This window comes from Enterobacter cloacae complex sp. HYC033_NIDB, assembly GCF_056673335.1.
Genome location: NZ_CP115123.1, coordinates 1223296 through 1241627, shown reverse-complemented (window position 1 = coordinate 1241627; position 18332 = coordinate 1223296). Strand labels below are relative to the sequence as shown.

General features: G+C 56.5%; 14 protein-coding genes and 3 tRNA genes. 4 read left to right on the top strand and 13 right to left on the bottom strand.

Annotation, left to right across the window (positions count from 1 at the left end):
* Positions 1-64 precede the first annotated feature (64 nt).
* From hflC to nnr, 9 genes are all read right to left on the bottom strand, one after another.
* Positions 65-1069 (bottom strand): protease modulator HflC, encoded by a 1005-nt coding sequence (gene hflC / locus O1721_RS05895; RefSeq protein WP_003855994.1) that lies wholly within the window; start codon positions 1067-1069, stop codon positions 65-67.
* Between the two features lie 2 nt (positions 1070-1071).
* Positions 1072-2331, bottom strand: a complete 1260-nt coding sequence (gene hflK / locus O1721_RS05890; protein WP_003855992.1) for an FtsH protease activity modulator HflK — start codon at positions 2329-2331, stop codon at positions 1072-1074.
* Between the two features lie 56 nt (positions 2332-2387).
* Positions 2388-3668: a ribosome rescue GTPase HflX gene (hflX, locus tag O1721_RS05885; RefSeq protein ID WP_003855991.1), complete on the bottom strand. Its 1281-nt coding sequence runs from the start codon at positions 3666-3668 to the stop codon at positions 2388-2390.
* Between the two features lie 74 nt (positions 3669-3742).
* Positions 3743-4054 (bottom strand): RNA chaperone Hfq, encoded by a 312-nt coding sequence (gene hfq / locus O1721_RS05880; RefSeq protein WP_003855990.1) that lies wholly within the window; start codon positions 4052-4054, stop codon positions 3743-3745.
* A gap of 85 nt (positions 4055-4139) precedes the next feature.
* Positions 4140-5090 carry a tRNA (adenosine(37)-N6)-dimethylallyltransferase MiaA gene (miaA, locus tag O1721_RS05875; RefSeq protein WP_032646980.1) on the bottom strand — a complete coding sequence of 317 codons (951 nt, stop codon included), beginning with the start codon at positions 5088-5090 and terminating at the stop codon, positions 4140-4142.
* The gene (gene mutL, locus O1721_RS05870) at positions 5083-6927 is read right to left on the bottom strand and encodes a DNA mismatch repair endonuclease MutL (RefSeq protein ID WP_022650252.1); all 1845 of its coding nucleotides are present in this window, start codon (positions 6925-6927) and stop codon (positions 5083-5085) included. The genes miaA and mutL overlap by 8 nt, the downstream gene beginning before the upstream one ends.
* Before the next feature lie 9 nt (positions 6928-6936).
* Complete coding sequence (gene amiB, locus O1721_RS05865) at positions 6937-8277, bottom strand: N-acetylmuramoyl-L-alanine amidase AmiB (RefSeq protein WP_023295800.1); 1341 nt, start codon at positions 8275-8277, stop codon at positions 6937-6939.
* A gap of 16 nt (positions 8278-8293) precedes the next feature.
* Positions 8294-8755 carry a tRNA (adenosine(37)-N6)-threonylcarbamoyltransferase complex ATPase subunit type 1 TsaE gene (gene tsaE, locus O1721_RS05860; protein WP_032104772.1) on the bottom strand — a complete coding sequence of 154 codons (462 nt, stop codon included), beginning with the start codon at positions 8753-8755 and terminating at the stop codon, positions 8294-8296.
* On the bottom strand, positions 8748-10271 hold the full coding sequence (gene nnr / locus O1721_RS05855; RefSeq protein WP_032646977.1) for a bifunctional ADP-dependent NAD(P)H-hydrate dehydratase/NAD(P)H-hydrate epimerase: 1524 nt from the start codon (positions 10269-10271) through the stop codon (positions 8748-8750). The genes tsaE and nnr overlap by 8 nt, the downstream gene beginning before the upstream one ends.
* On the opposite strand from nnr, the gene queG reads away from it, so the two are divergent.
* Positions 10270-11409 carry a tRNA epoxyqueuosine(34) reductase QueG gene (gene queG, locus O1721_RS05850; RefSeq protein WP_015572463.1) on the top strand — a complete coding sequence of 380 codons (1140 nt, stop codon included), beginning with the start codon at positions 10270-10272 and terminating at the stop codon, positions 11407-11409. The genes nnr and queG overlap by 2 nt on opposite strands.
* A 270-nt stretch (positions 11410-11679) precedes the next feature.
* Here the strand turns inward: queG and O1721_RS05845 are convergent.
* From O1721_RS05845 to orn, 4 genes are all read right to left on the bottom strand, one after another.
* A tRNA-Gly gene (locus O1721_RS05845) sits at positions 11680-11755 on the bottom strand.
* 45 nt (positions 11756-11800) lie between these two features.
* Positions 11801-11876 (bottom strand) — tRNA-Gly (locus O1721_RS05840).
* Between the two features lie 45 nt (positions 11877-11921).
* Positions 11922-11997: transfer RNA gene (locus O1721_RS05835), tRNA-Gly, on the bottom strand.
* Positions 11998-12193: 196 nt separating this feature from the next.
* A complete protein-coding gene (orn, locus tag O1721_RS05830) occupies positions 12194-12739 on the bottom strand; it encodes an oligoribonuclease (RefSeq protein WP_003855965.1) in 546 nt (181 codons plus the stop codon).
* A 107-nt stretch (positions 12740-12846) separates the two neighbouring features.
* Here orn and rsgA point away from each other — a divergent pair, with 107 nt between their 5' ends.
* The 3 genes from rsgA (at position 12847) to mscM (ending at position 18308) form a co-directional block, all read left to right on the top strand.
* Positions 12847-13899, top strand: a complete 1053-nt coding sequence (gene rsgA / locus O1721_RS05825; protein ID WP_003855964.1) for a small ribosomal subunit biogenesis GTPase RsgA — start codon at positions 12847-12849, stop codon at positions 13897-13899.
* A gap of 97 nt (positions 13900-13996) precedes the next feature.
* On the top strand, positions 13997-14965 hold the full coding sequence (gene asd / locus O1721_RS05820; protein WP_026080660.1) for an archaetidylserine decarboxylase: 969 nt from the start codon (positions 13997-13999) through the stop codon (positions 14963-14965).
* 19 nt (positions 14966-14984) lie between these two features.
* On the top strand, positions 14985-18308 hold the full coding sequence (gene mscM / locus O1721_RS05815; protein WP_017694680.1) for a miniconductance mechanosensitive channel MscM: 3324 nt from the start codon (positions 14985-14987) through the stop codon (positions 18306-18308).
* Positions 18309-18332 lie beyond the last annotated feature (24 nt).

Below are 18332 nucleotides of genomic sequence, written 5' to 3'. Positions count from 1 at the left end.
CCTTATAAAAGAAAACCACCGCTCCGTGAAGAGCGGTGGTTTGAATACTCAAACGAGCCTGAGTTTATCGCGTTGCGTTGGTCGGCGTCTTCATATAACGGAAGAAATCGCTGTCCGGGCTGAGCACCATCACATCCTGGTTGCTCTTGAAGCTATTCTCGTAAGCGCGAAGGCTACGGATGAAGGCGTAGAAGTCTGGATCCTGGCTGAATGCATCAGCAAACAGTTTAGCCGCTTCGGCATCACCTTCACCGCGCAGGATACGACCCTGGCGCTCAGATTCCGCCAGCGTCTTGGTGACTTCATAGTCCGCTGCCGCGCGCAGTTTTTCCGCTTCTTCCTGACCCTGTGAACGGTGACGACGGGCTACCGCTTCACGCTCGGCGCGCATACGGTTGTAGATCGCCTCGGACACTTCCGCTGGCAGGTTGATCTGCTTGATGCGCACATCAACCACTTCGATGCCCAGCGCCGCCATACTGTTCGGGTTGATCACCGGCACTTTACCGTTGGTTTCAGCCTGAACACGTTCAGCCGCTTTGGCAATCGCATCGTCTGCCGCCGGGGTTTCAACTTCATCCTCGGTGCCCGCAGAGCCGGAGTTCAGCGCATCACGCACTTCCAGCGTCAGACGACCACGGGAGTCGGTCACAATGTCTTTCACATCCAGACGACCAATTTCAGAACGCAGACGGTCAGAGAACTTACGTTTCAGCAGCACTTCTGCCTGAGAAACGTCGCCACCCCCGGTTGCCAGGAAGTAGCGGCTGAAATCGCTGATGCGCCATTTGATATAGGAATCAACGATCAGGTCTTTCTTCTCTTTGGTCACGAAACGATCGGCCTGGTTATCCATGGTCTGGATACGCGCATCAAGCGTTTTCACAGACTGAATGAACGGGATCTTGAAGTGCAGACCCGGCTCATAAATCACCGGACGCTTGTCGCCATCACGCACGACGCTGCTGAACTGGAACTTGATCCCACGCTCGCCCTCTTTCACCACAAAGATGGAGGTGTAGAGCACGACCAGTACGATGATGATGATCGCAATAACTGACTTACGCATCCTTATTCCCCCTGACGCTGGTAGTCGTTACGCTGCGCGTTAGCACGGCGTTGGTCCATAATGTCACCATCGTTCGAAGAAGGCGTTGTGTTCGCGCTGGCGCTGCCAGACGAGGCCGGTGGCAGACGCAGCAGGTTGTTCGCACCGCTGTTGTCTTTTGCTGCCGGTGCAGAACCGCCTTTCAGCATCTGATCCAGCGGCAGGACCATCAGGTTTCCGCCTTTGTTGTCGTTAACCAGCACTTTACGCGTATGGCTCAGCACTTTTTCCATGGTCTCGATATAGAGACGCTCACGGGTAATTTCCGGCGCGGCTTTATATTCCGGCAGGATCTTCGCGAAGCGAGCCACTTCACCCTGTGCTTCCAGGATGGTCTGGGTCTTATACGCACGCGCTTCTTCCAGAATACGCTGCGCCTGACCGTTTGCACGCGGCTGAACTTCGTTGGTGTACGCTTCCGCTTCACGGATGTACTGCTGTTCGTTTTCACGCGCGGCAATCGCATCGTCAAACGCGGCTTTCACCTCTTCCGGCGGACGTGCAGCCTGGAAGTTGACGTCCAGCAGGGTGATACCCATGTTGTACGGACGGATGGTCTCTTCCAGCTCACGCTGGGTATCGCTACGAATAACGGTACGACCTTCGGTCAGGATACGGTCCATGGTGTATTTACCGATCACGCCACGCAGGGCGCTGTCGGTCGCCTGACGCAGGCTGTCATCGGCGCTGGTCACGCTAAACAGATAACGTTCAGGATCGGTCACGCGGTACTGCACGTTCATCTCAACGCGCACCACGTTCTCGTCAGAGGTCAGCATCACGCCAGAGGCGGCCAGTTCACGGACGGACTCTACGTTAACCGCGGTCACATCATCGATGAAGGTTGGCTTCCAGTTCAGGCCCGGTTCAACCAGATGGCTGAACTTACCGAAACGGGTGACCACGCCGCGTTCTGCTTCTTTAATGGTGTAGAACCCGCTGGCTGCCCAGATGATTACCACCGCAGCGGCGACAATGCCCACCACGCGGCCACCCATTGGCGGGCGCGGACTCTGAGTGGAATTGCCACCCGAGCCAGAACCTTTTCCTCCGCCAAGGCCACCAAGCTTTTTGCTCAGTTTGCGGAAGATATCATCCAGATCCGGCGGCCCCTGCTCGCGACCACCTTTGTTGCCATTTCCCCCAGAGTTGCCGCCTTGATTATTGCTGCTTCCCCACGGGTCGCGGTCTTGTCCGTTATTACCGGGCTGATTCCACGCCATGTATATGCTCCATATTTGTTATGCAAGGGCGAATTTTTCAGGCTTCCCCTTTCTGATCAGACGATATAGTCCGCCAGCGCAGGTTCTTGTTTACAGAGGCGACGCCAGTCAACGATCGGCATACGCACCTGCATCCCCACGCTGCCGTCATCCTCCATCCACTCTTTTTCTATCGCCTGAAGCTGATAAAACCGGCTGCGCAGCCTGCCTTCCTGTGGCGGCAGTCGCAGCGTGTGCTGAGCTACCTCACCGGAAAGACGTTCTGTCAAAGCCTGGAAAAGCAGTGGCACACCAATCCCGGCCTGAGCAGACAGCCAGACCCGAATCGGTTTGTTCTCTTCGTCTCGGTCAATACGCGGTTCGAAATCGTCCAGCATATCGATCTTGTTCATCACCAACAGGGTGGGAATTTCGTGAGCGTCGATCTCTTCGAGCACCACGTTCACCGCGTCGATGTTCTCCTGCACGCGTACGTCCGCCGCATCAATGACGTGCAGCAGCAGGGTCGCCTGACGCGTCTCCTGCAACGTCGCTTTAAACGCCGCGACCAGATCGTGCGGCAGATGGCGGATAAACCCTACGGTATCCGCCAGCACCGTTTCACCCACGTCTGCGACGTCAATACGGCGCAGGGTTGGGTCCAGGGTCGCAAACAGCTGGTCTGCGGCATACACCTGGGCCTCGGTTATCTGGTTAAACAGGGTGGATTTACCGGCGTTGGTATAGCCCACCAGCGACACCGTTGGGATATCGGCTTTCGTTCGCGCCCGACGCCCCTGTTCGCGCTGTTTCTCTACACGTTCCAGACGTGAAAGGATCTGGGTTATACGCCCACGCAGCAAACGGCGGTCGGTTTCGAGCTGGGTTTCACCCGGGCCGCGCAAACCAATCCCGCCTTTTTGTCTTTCAAGGTGTGTCCAGCCACGCACCAGACGCGTCGCCAGATGGCGCAACTGCGCCAGCTCAACCTGCAACTTACCCTCGTGGGTACGCGCACGCTGAGCAAAAATATCTAAGATCAACCCCGTGCGATCGATAACACGGCATTCGCAGAGAGCTTCCAGGTTACGTTCCTGAGCCGGAGACAGCGCATGATCAAACAGCACAACGGATGCGCCGGTTGCTTTTACGGCATCCGCAATTTCAACTGCTTTACCTTCACCAACAAAGTACTTCGGGTGCGGCGCTTTACGGCTACCGGTAATCACCTGCATTGCTTCGACACCGGCGGAAGAGACCAGAGATTCAAACTCCTGGAGGTCTTCCATATCTTTGTCTTGCGAAAAATAGATGTGTACCAGCACCGCCTGCTCACCGGCGTCATAACGGTCAAACAAGCGTAAACCTCTCTAAAAAGATCAGCGGGGAACGCAGGATCCCTGGCTCCCCGTGTGGATAACAGCCCAAAACCTTATTCGGTTTCTTCGCTGTCCTGCGCTGGTGTTGAAGAACCCTGCGCGTTGCTGCCGTGATGGTAGTTACTGCCAGTGCCGCCGCCAGCGTTATTGCTGTGATGAGATACCGGACGGGACGGAACAACAGTAGAAATCGCGTGCTTATAGACCATCTGGCTGACCGTGTTTTTCAACAGGATCACGAACTGATCAAAAGACTCAATCTGACCTTGCAGCTTAATACCATTCACCAAATAAATAGAAACTGGAACACGCTCCCGACGCAATGCGTTCAGGAACGGATCTTGTAAAGATTGCCCCTTAGCCATTCTATCTTTTCCTTATATGCTTGTTTTGTACTTAGAACCTTGCGATTCTGAAAAATTGCGCACGATACGGCTTAATTGTACACATTCAGTCAGCGATATCACCAATAACCTCAATCACTTCGTTTAACGCCTGTTGTGGTTTTTCACTGTCTAACCAGTGAACCCCCTCCCAACCGCGTAACCAGGTGATCTGGCGCTTCGCTAACTGTCTCGTGGCGCAAACACCTCGATAAACCATTTCATCGTATGAAATCTCACCTTCAAGATACGACCACATCTGGCGGTATCCCACACAACGAATGGAAGGCATGTCCGTATGCAAATCTCCACGGGCAAAAAGCGCCCGCACTTCTGCTTCAAAATCTGAAGCCAACATCTGATGAAAACGCTGCTCAATTCGTTGATGGAGCAGTTCACGGCTCGCCGGGGCGATGGCGAACTGATGCACCTGATACGGCAGAGCGTCTCCTGACGTTTGCGTCAGTTCCGTTAAAGTTTTACCCGAAATGAAAAAAACTTCCAGTGCCCGGGAAAGCCTTTGCGGATCGTTTGGGTGGATCCGCGCTGCCGCAACCGGGTCAATCTCTTCCAGTTGCCTGTGCAAAGCGTCCCACCCCTGCTCTGCCGCCTGCCGCTCAATCTTCGCTCTCACTTCCGGATCGGCCGATGGCAGAGGCGATAACCCCTCCAGCAGCGCCTTAAAGTAGAGCATCGTGCCGCCAACTAACAGCGGTATGCGTCCCGCGGCGTTAATCTCGGCCATCTCGGCTAAGGCGTCGCGGCGAAAATCTGCCGCGGAGTAAGCCTGTGCCGGGTCGAGAATATCCAGTAAACGGTGCGGTGCCGCACGCAGTTCGTCTGCGTTGGGCTTCGCCGTGCCGATGTCCATCCCTCGGTAGATGAGGGCTGAATCAACGCTAATCAACTCTACTGGCAAAACTTTACGTAACTCAATGGCTAACGCCGTTTTACCGGAGGCCGTTGGTCCCATTAAAAAAATCGCCTTTGGCAGGCTCGCCTTACTTACATCAGTCATGTTTCAGGGCGGTCATCGCCGTTTGTAAATCAACAGGTTGTAACAAACCACCTGGAGGCGCTTTCACCAGCTGTGGACAGAGGCGCTCCACCTCCGCCAGAACGGTAATCGCCTGCGCCATACTCCACGGTGCATGCTCGCTGGCCAGATGGCGGGCGATCCACTGCGCGGTATCGGCGGCATCAAACGTCGTTTGCTGCGCCAGGTAGCCTATCAGTTCAGGAATCAAGTTTTGTAAATTTTGTTGGCGTAAGGGTAAAGGCACTGCGCGAATTGTCACATGCTGCGCGTCAAGTACGATTTCAATCCCCATTTCGGCCAGTTGCGTCTGCACGCGCCGCAAAACCCCTGTTTCTTCAGGGGATATTTTCAGGCGAACGGGGATCAACAGCGGCTGCGCGCAGGCGGCATTCACCCCCGGGGTTAACTGCGCCTGTTTGAGCCAGCGCTCCGCCACGGAAAGCGCCAGCAACAGCAGTTTACCTTCGCGTTCAAGCAACGCCATGTCGGGAGCAATAATGGTCAATACCCGACCAAAACTCTGGCTATGCCCATCCAGAGAGGGGGTTGAAACCGTGATGTGCTCTTTATGCTCCACCGCCGGCGTATCCAGCAGTTTGCGGTACAGCGCCCCCTGCTGTTTGTGGTAGCCCGGCTGAGCGTTGGGATAGTTGGCACCGGTTGGTCGCGGCGCGTTGCCCGCCGGGGATAAACGTGGAGCAGCCGGCTCGCGCGCGACCGCCGGTTCGGCAAAATGGTTACGCCCGGCCGCCACGCGGTTTTCCGGCAGTGGGCGCGGCGCGGGCTCTTCTTTTGCCAGCGGCAACTCTGGCTCTGCCTGCTGCTGCAATACAGCGGCAACGCCCTGGTAGATGAAATCATGCACCAGGCGCGACTGGTGGAAACGCACCTCGTGCTTGGCGGGGTGCACGTTAACGTCAACCTGGTGCGGGTCGATCTCCAGATAAAGCACAAAGGCGGGCTGTTGATCGGCGCCGAGCTTATCTTCGCAGGCCTGTCGAATAGCGTGGTTAATCAGGCGGTCGCGCATCATGCGGCCGTTGACGTAGCAATACTGGATTTCTGCGAACGCGGCGCTGCTGGCGTTCGGATCGGCAACCCAGCCGCGCAGGGCCAGATCGCCATGCTGCCACTCAATGGCCAGCGCTTTTTCCAGAAACGGTGTGCCGCAGATGGCGCCCAACCGACGCTCCTTTTGTCCACCCTCCGCCACTGCGCGGTACTGGCGCATCACCTTACCGTTATGGCTGAGGTTGAGGGTGACATCAAAGCGCGCCAGCGCGATGCGGCGGATGATCTCGTCGATATGTCCGAATTCGGTCTTCTCGGTTCGCATAAACTTGCGCCGGGCGGGCGTGTTATAGAAGAGATCCAGCACTTCAAGCGTGGTGCCTACCGGGTGCGCCGCAGGTTTAACCGTGACGTCCATATCACGCCCTTCGGCGTAGGCCTGCCAGGCTTCCTGCTGGTCGGCCGTGCGGGAGGTCAACGTTAAGCGGGAAACGGAGCTGATACTGGCCAGCGCTTCGCCGCGAAAACCCAGGCTGATAATCGCTTCCAGATCGTCAAGTGAGGCAATTTTACTGGTGGCATGACGCGCCAGCGCCAGCGCCAGCTCGTCCTTTTTGATGCCACAGCCGTTATCACGAATGCGGATAAGCTTTGCGCCCCCGCGTTCGATATCAATATCAATGCGGGTCGCCCCTGCATCGAGGCTGTTTTCCACCAGTTCCTTCACCACCGACGCAGGGCGTTCCACCACCTCACCGGCGGCGATTTGGTTCGCGAGCTGCGGCGGTAGAACCTGAATCGGCATGAACTCTCCTTAATTAGTCGCGGTCATCTCACCCGGCAGCGCGGCGCTTGCCGTCTGGGCGGCCCCGCCCTGCGGCGCAGACTGAAGCGGATGCGCGTCAAAGTATTTACGCAGACCGTTATAAATCGCTTCGGCAATTTGCTGCTGGTAGCTGTCGCTGCCCAACAGGCGCTCTTCGCCGTTGTTACTGATAAAGCCCGTCTCTACCAGAATCGACGGAATATCCGGCGAACGCAGGACACCGAGGCTTGCATGCTCAGGGCGACGCTTATGCAGCGATCCAATGCTTTGCAGCTGGCTCAGTACGTTAGTGGCGACATCATACCCGACGCGCTGAGAATGACCGAACTGTAAATCCAGCACCGCCTGGCTGAGATACGGATCGGCCTGGCTGTTTGCCAGCACATCGCCTGCCCCGCCTAACAGTTCAGACTGCTTCTCGTGCTCTTCAAGCCAGTTCGCCATTTCACTGTTGGCGCGACGGTTCGACAGCACCCATACCGACGCGCCGGTGGCGTTACGGTTCGGCGCAGCATCCGCGTGAATCGACACCAGGAAGTTGGCGTTTTGCTTACGCGCCACATCCGAGCGTCCCATCACTGAAATAAAGTAATCTCCGTCGCGGGTCATGACCCCTTTAAACATCGGATCGTCATTCAGAAGCGCACGCAGCTTACGGGCAATGGCGATAGTGACGTTTTTCTCCCGCGTGCCGCCCGGGCCAATCGCGCCAGGATCTTGCCCGCCGTGTCCGGCGTCGATGGCGATAATCACTTTGTCGCCACTGACCGGCGTACGCCGCGCGCTGACCGCCGGACGCGTCACCGTGTTGCTGCTGGTCACGGCGGTAAGTCGGTCATTTTGTGATTTAAACGGATTACGGGCTGGCTCAGACGGCCTTGGGGTATAAACCGGCGCCTCCACGCGTTTTGCTACAACAGGTGCAGGCGGTGGCGGGGGCGGAACATCAGCATTAATGGTAAAGACCACCGTATAATTGGCGCCGTTTTGCTGCTTAACCGCCTTCGTCTTGCCCTTTTCGGTGAGATCGACCACCAGACGCAGAGACTGCGCATCCTTCGGCGTCCCCGAACGGATGCTTTTCACCAGATTGTTGCCGCTGAACTGGAGCGGCAGCCCCTGGATCACCCCGGTCTGTTTAATATCGAGCGCCACGCTGCGGCTGTCGATTTGTGAGAAAGCATATTCAGGATCGCCCATAAAGCTGAACGTAATACGGGCCTGGCTATCGCCATTCGACACCTGAATATCCGAGAGGCTGGCCGCCCCGGCCTGCGCGCACAGCAGGACCGTGGCAGCCAGCACCCAACCTTTAACGCGATTAATCATCCCGTTATCCCTACGCTCAACTGGCTAAACGCGCCAGTAAGGAACAGCCTGATGAGGAAACCGCACTGATGCGCGCCTCACGCCCTTGTGCCTGGTAATCTAAGTGAATTTCGACATCCGGGTCAGGCAGCACACCCGCACCTTGTTGCGGCCACTCCACCAGGCAGATGGCGTCGTTGGCAAAGTAATCGCGGATCCCCATAAATTCCAGCTCCTCAGGATCCGCAAGACGATATAAATCAAAGTGGTACACCATGATATTTTCAAGCGTGTACGGTTCTACCAGCGTATAGGTCGGGCTTTTTACGTTCCCGTTATGGCCTAACGCCTGCAAAAAGCCACGGCTGAAGGTTGTTTTACCCGCGCCTAAATCACCATACAGATAAATGACGGTCGCCCCCTGACAGGCCTGCGCCACGCGCTTGCCGAGATCTAAAGTGGCTTGTTCATCAGGTAAAGGAATCGCTCGATTAGTCATTTTCTACGTCAATCACATCCGGGTTAACAACACGCCGCAGCGTGCAAAAAAGATCGGTGGCCAGCATACCGCGCGTTCCGTAACAAGCAGCCAGCCTGTCAGCCGCCACACCGTGGGCCACGCAGCCCGCACAGGCTGCATCATAAAGGGGAAGTTTCTGTCCGAGCAATGCGCCAATGATGCCAGAGAGCACATCGCCCATGCCGCCGCTCGCCATGCCTGCATTACCGGCATCAACGATGCCCATCGCACCATCGCTGGCGATAACGGTCCCCGCCCCTTTCAAAACGGCAACACCTCCGTAACGTTTTACCAGACGTTGGGCTGAAAGTAAGCGATCGCTTTCAATTTCTGCCACGCTACAGTTAAGCAGCCGTGCGGCTTCGCCGGGGTGCGGCGTTAGAATGCGATTGTGACGCTTATCCGGGTTTATTGCCAGAAGGTTAAGCGCGTCGGCATCCCAGAGCATCGGTTTACGAAAATTCTCGGCCTTTTGCAGGGCCTGTTTACCCCACTCCTGCTGACCCAGGCCCGGACCAATGACCACCACGTCCGCCCACTCAAGACCCTCTTCAATCGCCTGCGGGGTAAGCTCGTGGACCATCAGCTCCGGCCGCGCGGTAATAATGGGCGGGATGTTTTCGCTGCGGGTCAGCACGCGTATTAATCCGGCGCCGCTGCGCAACGCGGCCTCTCCGGTCATACGAATCGCACCTGCCGTGCCGCGATCGCCGCCGATAATCAGCAGTCGGCCATGGTCGCCCTTATGGGACGTGGGACGGCGCGGCGGCAGCCACTGTGCAAGCAGGGAGGCATCAAAGCGGGTGATGTGGGTATCCTGTCCGGCCAGCCAGTTTTCCAGCCCCAGGGCGTTGTGGTGTAACGTGCCCACGACATCCCGCGCTTTACCGGTAAGCAAACCCGGCTTCAGGGCGATAAAGGTCACGGTGCGCGCCGCCTCAATCGACACGCCCGGCGTCACGCCGGTTTGCGCCATCAGGCCGGAGGGAATATCCAGCGCTACCACCGGGGCGGGGTGCGCATTAGCGCGCGTAATCAGCGCGGCGACGTCATCGCGAGGCGCGCGCATCAGTCCCGTCCCCAGCAGACCGTCAACAATCACGTCGACATCCTCGGGCCAGACGATATCAGGCGCATGAATAATGCCCCCCGCATTCAGCCAGGCCTCTCTCGCCATGCCCGCTTCTTCCGGTAACGGCTTGTCGCTCTCCAGCGCCAGCAGGGTGACGCGCAGCCCCGCCGCCACCGCAAGACGAGCCACCACATAACCATCGCCACCGTTATTGCCGTGCCCGCACAGGATCAGATAGTGCGAAGCCTCCGGATAAGCCGTACGCGCCACGTTAAACGCCGCCTCGCCCGCGCGCTGCATCAGTTCGTAAAGGGTAATGCCCAGGCTATCTGCGGCCTCTTTCTCGGCCCGACGGAGGTCATCCGCATGCCAGATGGAATGTGGTATACTTGCGGGGTTTTTCTTCACAGTATGGTCCGTCATGTCACAGCCCCTCGATCTCAATGAATTAGCGCAAAAAATAAAACAGTGGGGTGCTGAACTGGGCTTCCAGAAGGTCGGTATTACTGACACCGACCTCTCTGCCAGCGAGCCTAAGCTCCAGGCATGGCTGGATAAACAATACCACGGCGAGATGGAGTGGATGGCGCGTCACGGTATGATGCGTGCCCGCCCCCACGAGCTGTTGCCGGGTACGCTGCGCGTTATTAGCGTACGCATGAACTATCTGCCTGCTAACGCGGCCTTTGCGCGCACGCTAAAAAATCCTTCGCTGGGTTACGTCAGCCGATACGCTCTGGGACGTGACTACCATAAACTTCTGCGCAACCGTCTAAAAAAGCTCGGGGAAACCATTCAGCAGCACTGTGTTTCGCTGAATTTTAGACCCTTTGTCGATTCTGCGCCTATTCTTGAGCGCCCGATCGCCGAAAAAGCCGGGCTCGGCTGGACAGGTAAGCACTCACTTATCTTAAGCCGCGACGCGGGCTCATTCTTTTTCCTGGGTGAACTGCTGATTGATTTACCCCTGCCGGTAGACGGTCCGGTGGAAGAAGGCTGTGGTCGCTGTGTGGCCTGTATGACCATCTGCCCAACGGGCGCTATTGTCGAACCGTATACCGTTGATGCGCGCCGCTGTATCTCTTATCTCACTATCGAGCTGGAAGGCGCCATTCCAGAGGAATTTCGTCCGCTTATCGGCAACCGCATCTACGGCTGTGATGACTGTCAGCTGATTTGTCCGTGGAACCGTTATTCACAGTTGACGGACGAAGAAGACTTCAGTCCGCGCAAGGCGTTACATGCCCCGCAGTTGATCGAACTGTTCGCCTGGAGCGAAGCCTGGTTCCTGAAGGTGACGGAGGGTTCCGCCATACGTCGTATCGGCCACCTGCGCTGGCTGCGTAATGTGGCCGTTGCGCTGGGGAATGCCCCGTGGGATGAGGCAAATCTTCAGGCGCTCGAAAGCCGTAGAGGTGAGCACCCACTTCTTGATGAGCACATAGAATGGGCGATTGCGCAGCAAATTGAGAAGCGAAATGCCGGCGTGGTTGAAGTGCAGTTACCGAAGAAACAGCGCCTGGTCAGGGTGATTGAAAAAGGGCTGCCGCGGGATGTGTGATATATTCACAGGCTGTGAATAAAAATAAGAATTCAGGCGCCATCAGCTCTGGCAAACAGGTCAAGTGATCTCAATAACATTTTGAAATCAAATTTTCTTCATAAATTACAATGAATTACGAAGATATTATTCACCCTGCTAACATTTCGTACAGACTGGTTTTATCACGGTTTCTGTGGATAACTCTGTTCACAAGAGTATTTCAGACATAATAGAAAACGTCCCCAACGAAGCACTTCGCTGTGGATAATATGGAGATGAAGAAGAATTTGGAGCGGGAAACGAGACTCGAACTCGCGACCCCGACCTTGGCAAGGTCGTGCTCTACCAACTGAGCTATTCCCGCTTGGGTGTTCTGGTGCTATGCGTATCTTGCGATACTTTCAAATTTTGGAGCGGGAAACGAGACTCGAACTCGCGACCCCGACCTTGGCAAGGTCGTGCTCTACCAACTGAGCTATTCCCGCTTGGGTGTTCTGGTGCTGGCGTATCTTGCGATACTTTTCAAATTTTGGAGCGGGAAACGAGACTCGAACTCGCGACCCCGACCTTGGCAAGGTCGTGCTCTACCAACTGAGCTATTCCCGCAAATCTGTACTGCTTTTGTTGCTGTCGTAACGTGTAATTCTCTGTCGTTACGGGAGGCGCATTATACGAGAAATCCGTTTAGCTGCAACCCCCCTCAAAGCGATTTTTTTGAAATTCAGTTCAAGTGCTTATTTAATCGGCAAGCTGAACAATTTAGCGACAAAAACCCGGCCACGCAAGGCGCCGGATCGCAAAATCAGAGCTTAATAAAGTTTTCGCGATAGTACGCCAGCTCCGCAACAGACTCACGGATGTCGTCCATCGCCTGGTGCGTCCCCTGCTTTGTAAAGCCGTCGAGAATTTCCGGTTTCCAGCGGCGGGCCAGCTCTTTCAGGGTGCTCACATCCAGATAGCGGTAGTGGAAGTAGGACTCCAGCTCCGGCATGTACTTAAACAGGAAACGACGATCCTGACCAATGCTGTTGCCACAGATAGGCGATTTTCCTGCCGGCACCCACTGCTTCAGAAATTCAAGCGTCGCCAGCTCCGCTTCGCGGTCGCCCAGGGTGCTGGCCTTCACGCGTTCCACCAGCCCGCTGCCGGTATGGGTACGCACGTTCCACTCATCCATCAGCGCAAGCTGGTCATCGGACTGGTGCACGGCAATCGTTGGGCCTTCCGCCAGAATATTGAGATTGGCATCGGTGACCAGTGTGGCGATCTCAATAATGCGATCGCGCTCGGGATCCAGGCCGGTCATCTCCAGATCGATCCAAATCAGGTTGTTTTCGTCCGCGCTCATGTTATTTTCCACCCTTCTCGCATAACCGGCAGTAGCAGGTTAACTAGTATTAATTAGAGTGTATCATAGAGGTTTTGCCCGCTACGGGCGACCAGGAGCCAGCGCGATTGAGTAAAAATAAACTCTCCAAAGGGCAGCAGCGCCGCGTGAATGCAAATCACCAGCGCCGTCTTAAAACCACTACGGAGAAGCCCGATTACGACGACAACCTGTTTGGCGAAGCGACAGAAGGCGTTGTGATTAGCCGCTTCGGCATGCACGCCGATGTCGAATCCGCCGACGGGGATATCCACCGTTGCAATATCCGTCGCACCATCCGTTCCCTGGTGACCGGTGACCGCGTGGTCTGGCGTCCAGGCAAAGAGGCGGCGGAAGGGGTAACGGTTAAAGGTATCGTTGAAGCCGTGCATGAACGCACGTCGGTTTTGACCCGTCCAGATTTCTACGACGGCGTGAAGCCCATTGCCGCCAACATCAACCAGATAGTGATCGTTTCAGCGATTTTGCCTGAGCTTTCGCTCAATATTATTGACCGTTATCTGGTGGCCTGCGAAACGCTACAGGTTGAGCCGCTCATCGTGCTGAATAAAATCGATCTGCTGGATGACGAGGCCATGGCCTTTGTAAATGAGCAGATGGATATTTACCGCAACATTGGCTATCGCGTGTTGATGGTTTCCAGCCGCACCAAAGATGGCCTGAAGCCGTTAGAAGATGCGCTGACCGACCGCATCAGCATCTTTGCGGGGCAGTCCGGCGTAGGTAAATCGAGCCTGCTTAACAACCTGCTCGGCCTTCAGCAGGAGATCCTGACCAACGATGTGTCTGACGTCTCGGGCCTGGGCCAGCACACCACCACTGCCTCACGTCTCTATCACTTCCCGCACGGTGGCGATGTGATTGACTCCCCGGGCGTGCGTGAGTTTGGTCTCTGGCACCTCGAGCCGGAACAAATCTTTAACGGATTTGTCGAATTCCATGACTATTTAGGCGCTTGCAAATACCGCGACTGTAAACATGACAACGATCCGGGCTGCGCTATCCGCGAAGCGGTAGAGAACGGAGAAATTGCGGAAACCCGTTTCGAAAATTACCACCGTATTCTCGAAAGCATGGACCAGGTAAAAACGCGTAAAAACTTTTCTGATTCTGATAACTGACAACTAAGCTAAGCGTCGCTAAAATCGTCCCCTTTTTTCAGGTTCCGGCAGCGTAATGCCGGATCAGGAACGACAAAACAATGGCCTGGAGGCTACCTTGTTAAACTCATTTAAACTTTCGCTTCAATACATTCTGCCGAAACTGTGGCTCACTCGCCTGGCGGGCTGGGGCGCGAGCAAACGAGCGGGCTGGCTGACCAAACTGGTCATCGACCTGTTCGTGAAATACTACAAGGTCGACATGAAAGAAGCGCAGAAGCCGGATACGGCAAGCTACCGCACCTTCAACGAATTTTTTGTGCGTCCGCTGCGCGACGAAGTGCGCCCGCTGAATACCGACCCGAACGTGCTGGTGATGCCAGCGGACGGCGTGATCAGCCAGCTGGGTAAAATTGAAGACGACAAAATTTTGCAGGCGAAAGGCCATAACTACAGCCTGGAAGCGCTGCTGGCCGGTAACTACATAATGGCCGATCTGTTCCGTAACGGGACTTTCGCGACCACCTATCTCTCCCCACGCGACTACCACCGCGTGCATATGCCGTGTAACGGTATTCTGCGCGAGATGATCTACGTGCCGGGGGATCTGTTCTCCGTAAACCACCTGACGGCGCAAAACGTTCCTAACCTGTTTGCCCGTAACGAGCGCGTCATCTGCCTGTTTGATACTGAATTTGGCCCAATGGCGCAGATTCTGGTGGGTGCTACCATTGTAGGCAGCATCGAAACCGTCTGGGCGGGCACCATTACGCCGCCGCGCGAAGGCGTGATCAAGCGCTGGACCTGGCCTGCCGGCGAAGAAGAAGGTTCTGTGGCCCTGCTGAAAGGTCAGGAAATGGGTCGCTTCAAGCTGGGCTCAACGGTCATCAACCTGTTCGCACCGGGCAAAGTTAACCTGGTCGACGAGCTGGAAAGCCTGTCCGTGACCAAACTCGGCCAGCCTCTGGCAGTATCGACGGAGGTCTTTGTGACGCCAGAGGTTGCGCCTGCCCCGTTGCCGGAAGAAGAGATCAAAGCCGAGCACGACGCCAGCCCGCTGGTTGACGACAAAAAAGACGAAGGCTAACAACAGAAGGATCGCTGACGTGCGCCCGATTATCGTATTACTGATGGCCTGGTGCCTCAGCATGGGGGCGTACGCAGCGACGGCCCCCGACGCCAAACAGATAACCCAGGAGCTGGAGCAGGCAAAAGCGGCGAAACCCGCTCAGCCGGAGACCGTTGAGTCACTCCAGTCTGCACTGAACGCGCTTGAGGAACGAAAGGGTTCCCTTGAGCGCGCGCAGCAGTATCAGCAGGTTATCGACAACTTCCCCAAACTCTCTCAGACCCTGCGCTCGCAGCTAAACAACCTGCGCGATGAACCACGCCAGGTCCCCGCGGGGATGACGTCCGAGGCGCTTAATCAGGAGATCCTGCAAGTCAGCAGCCAGCTGCTGGAAAAAAGCCGTCTGGCGCAGCAGGAGCAGGAACGGGCGCGTGAAATTGCCGATTCCCTCAGCCAGCTTCCACAGCAGCAAACCGATGCCCGCCGTCAGTTAAATGAGGTGGAACGTCGCATCGGGACGCAGACAGGCAGCACACCGCAGAATCAGGCGCAAAATCTTGGGTTACAGGCGGAATCCGCCAGACTAAAAGCGCTGGTTGATGAACTGGAGCTGGCGCAGCTTTCCGCTAACAACCGCCAGGAACTGTCGCGGATGCGTTCCGAGCTGGCGCAGAAGCAGAGCCAGCAGCTGGATGCATATCTCCAGGCGCTGAGAAATCAACTCAACAGCCAGCGTCAGCGTGAAGCTGAACGTGCGCTGGAAAGCACCGAGTTACTGGCCGAAAACAGTGCTAACCTGCCCGACAGCATCGTCGCCCAGTTTAAGGTTAACCGCGAGCTTTCTGCCGCGCTGAATCAGCAGGCGCAGCGCATGGATTTGGTGGCCTCGCAGCAGCGTCAGGCCACCAATCAAACCCTCCAGGTTCGTCAGGCGCTCAACACGCTGCGTGAACAGTCCCAGTGGCTTGGCTCGTCTAACCTGTTGGGCGAAGCGTTACGCGCCCAGGTGGCTCGTCTGCCAGAGATGCCAAAACCGCAGCAGCTTGATACGGAGATGGCGCAGTTGCGCGTTCAGCGTCTTCATTATGAAGATCTCCTCAACAAGCAGCCGCAAATCCGCCAGATCCGTCAGGCTGACGGACAGCCGCTCACCGGCGAGCAAAGTCGTATTCTGGAAGCGCAACTGCGCACCCAACGCGAACTGCTCAATTCCCTGTTGCAGGGAGGCGATACGCTGATCCTTGAGCTGACCAAGCTGAAAGTCTCGAATAGCCAGCTGGAGGATGCGCTGAAAGAGGTCAACGAAGCCACGCACCGTTACCTTTTCTGGACGTCCGACGTGCGGCCGATGACCTTCGCCTGGCCGATTGAGATTGTGCAGGATCTGCGCCGCCTCATTTCATTGGACACCTTCAGCCAGCTGGGCCTCGCCAGCGTAATGATGATAACCAGCAAGGAGACCATCTTCCCGCTGCTGGGGGCGCTGATTCTGGTGGGCTTCAGTATTTATTCCCGTCGTCACTTTACCCGTTTCCTTGAGCGCTCCAGCGCCCGAGTGGGAAAAGTAACCCAGGATCACTTCTGGCTGACGTTGCGTACTGTGTTCTGGTCAATTCTGGTCGCGTCTCCGCTGCCGGTGCTGTGGATGACGCTCGGATACGGCCTGCGTGAAGCCTGGCCCTACCCGCTTGCCGTCGCGATTGGCGATGGCGTGACCGCCACCGTTCCGCTGCTGTGGGTGGTGATGATTTGCGCCACGTTTGCGCGGCCAAATGGTCTGTTCATCGCTCACTTTGGCTGGCCGCGTAATCGCGTTGCGCGGGCGATGCGTTACTACCTGATGAGTATCGGGCTGATTGTGCCGCTGATTATGGCGTTGATCATGTTCGATAATCTCAATGACCGGGAGTTCTCCGGCTCGCTGGGACGGCTGTGCTTTATGCTGATCTGCGGGGCGTTAGCGGTAGTGACGCTCAGCCTGAAACGCGCCGGAATCCCGCTCTATCTCGACAAGACCGGCAGCGGCGATAACATGTTTAACCGTCTGCTGTGGAACCTGCTGCTCAGCGCGCCGCTGGCGGCGATGCTGGCGGCAGCGGTCGGTTATCTCGCCACGGCGCAGGCGCTGCTCGCCCGACTGGAAACGTCGGTGGCTATCTGGTTTCTGCTGCTGGTGGTCTACCATGTTATTCGCCGCGGCATGCTGATCCAGCGTCGTCGTCTGGCGTTTGACCGTGCCAAACACCGTCGCGCAGAAATTCTGGCCCAGCGCGCGCGGGGTGAAGAAGAGCCGAACCACGTCAACAGCACCGAAGGGACCACAGACGCCGATGACGTCGAACTGGATCTGGATGCGATCAGTACCCAGTCCCTGCGGCTGGTACGCTCAATTCTGATGCTGGTTGCCCTGCTGTCGGTGATCTTCCTGTGGTCGGAAATCCACTCCGCGTTTGGCTTCCTGGAGAACATCTCTTTATGGGATGTGACGTCCACGGTGCAGGGGGTCGAAAGTCTGGAGCCCATAACCTTAGGGGCCGTGCTGATTGCAATTCTGGTGCTGATCATCACCACGCAGCTGATCCGTAACTTCCCTGCCCTGCTGGAGCTGGCGCTGTTGCAGCATCTGGATTTAACCCCCGGCACAGGCTATGCGATCACCACCATCACCAAGTATTTAATCATGCTGTTTGGTGGGCTGGTTGGCTTCTCGATGATTGGTATCGAATGGTCAAAACTGCAATGGCTGGTTGCCGCCCTGACCGTAGGCCTGGGTTTTGGTTTACAGGAGATTTTTGCCAACTTCGTCTCTGGTCTGATCATTCTGTTTGAAAAGCCGATTCGAATTGGCGATACGGTGACCATCCGCGATCTCACCGGCAGCGTCACCAGGATCAACACCCGCGCCACCACCATCAGCGACTGGGACCGTAAAGAGATCATCGTCCCGAACAAGGCGTTTATCACCGAGCAGTTTATCAACTGGTCGCTGTCCGACTCCGTCACGCGTGTGGTGCTGACCGTACCCGCTCCGTCGGATGCCAACAGCGAAGAGGTGACGCAGATCCTCTATACGGCTGCTGAACGCTGTTCGCTGGTAATCGACAACCCGCCGCCGGAAGTGTTCCTGGTTGATTTGCAGCAGGGGATCCAGATTTTCGAGCTGCGTATCTACGCCGCCGAGATGGGACACCGTATGCCGCTGCGCCATGAGATCCACCAGTTGATTCTGGCTGGCTTCCGCGAGCACGGAATTGATATGCCGTTCCCACCGTTCCAGATGCGTCTGGAAACGCTGGACGGACGTAAGACGGGAAGAACGTTGACGTCAGCGGCGCGTACGCGCCCGGCGGGAAGTTTGTAATCCTTTTCCCCTCCCCGTCGGGAG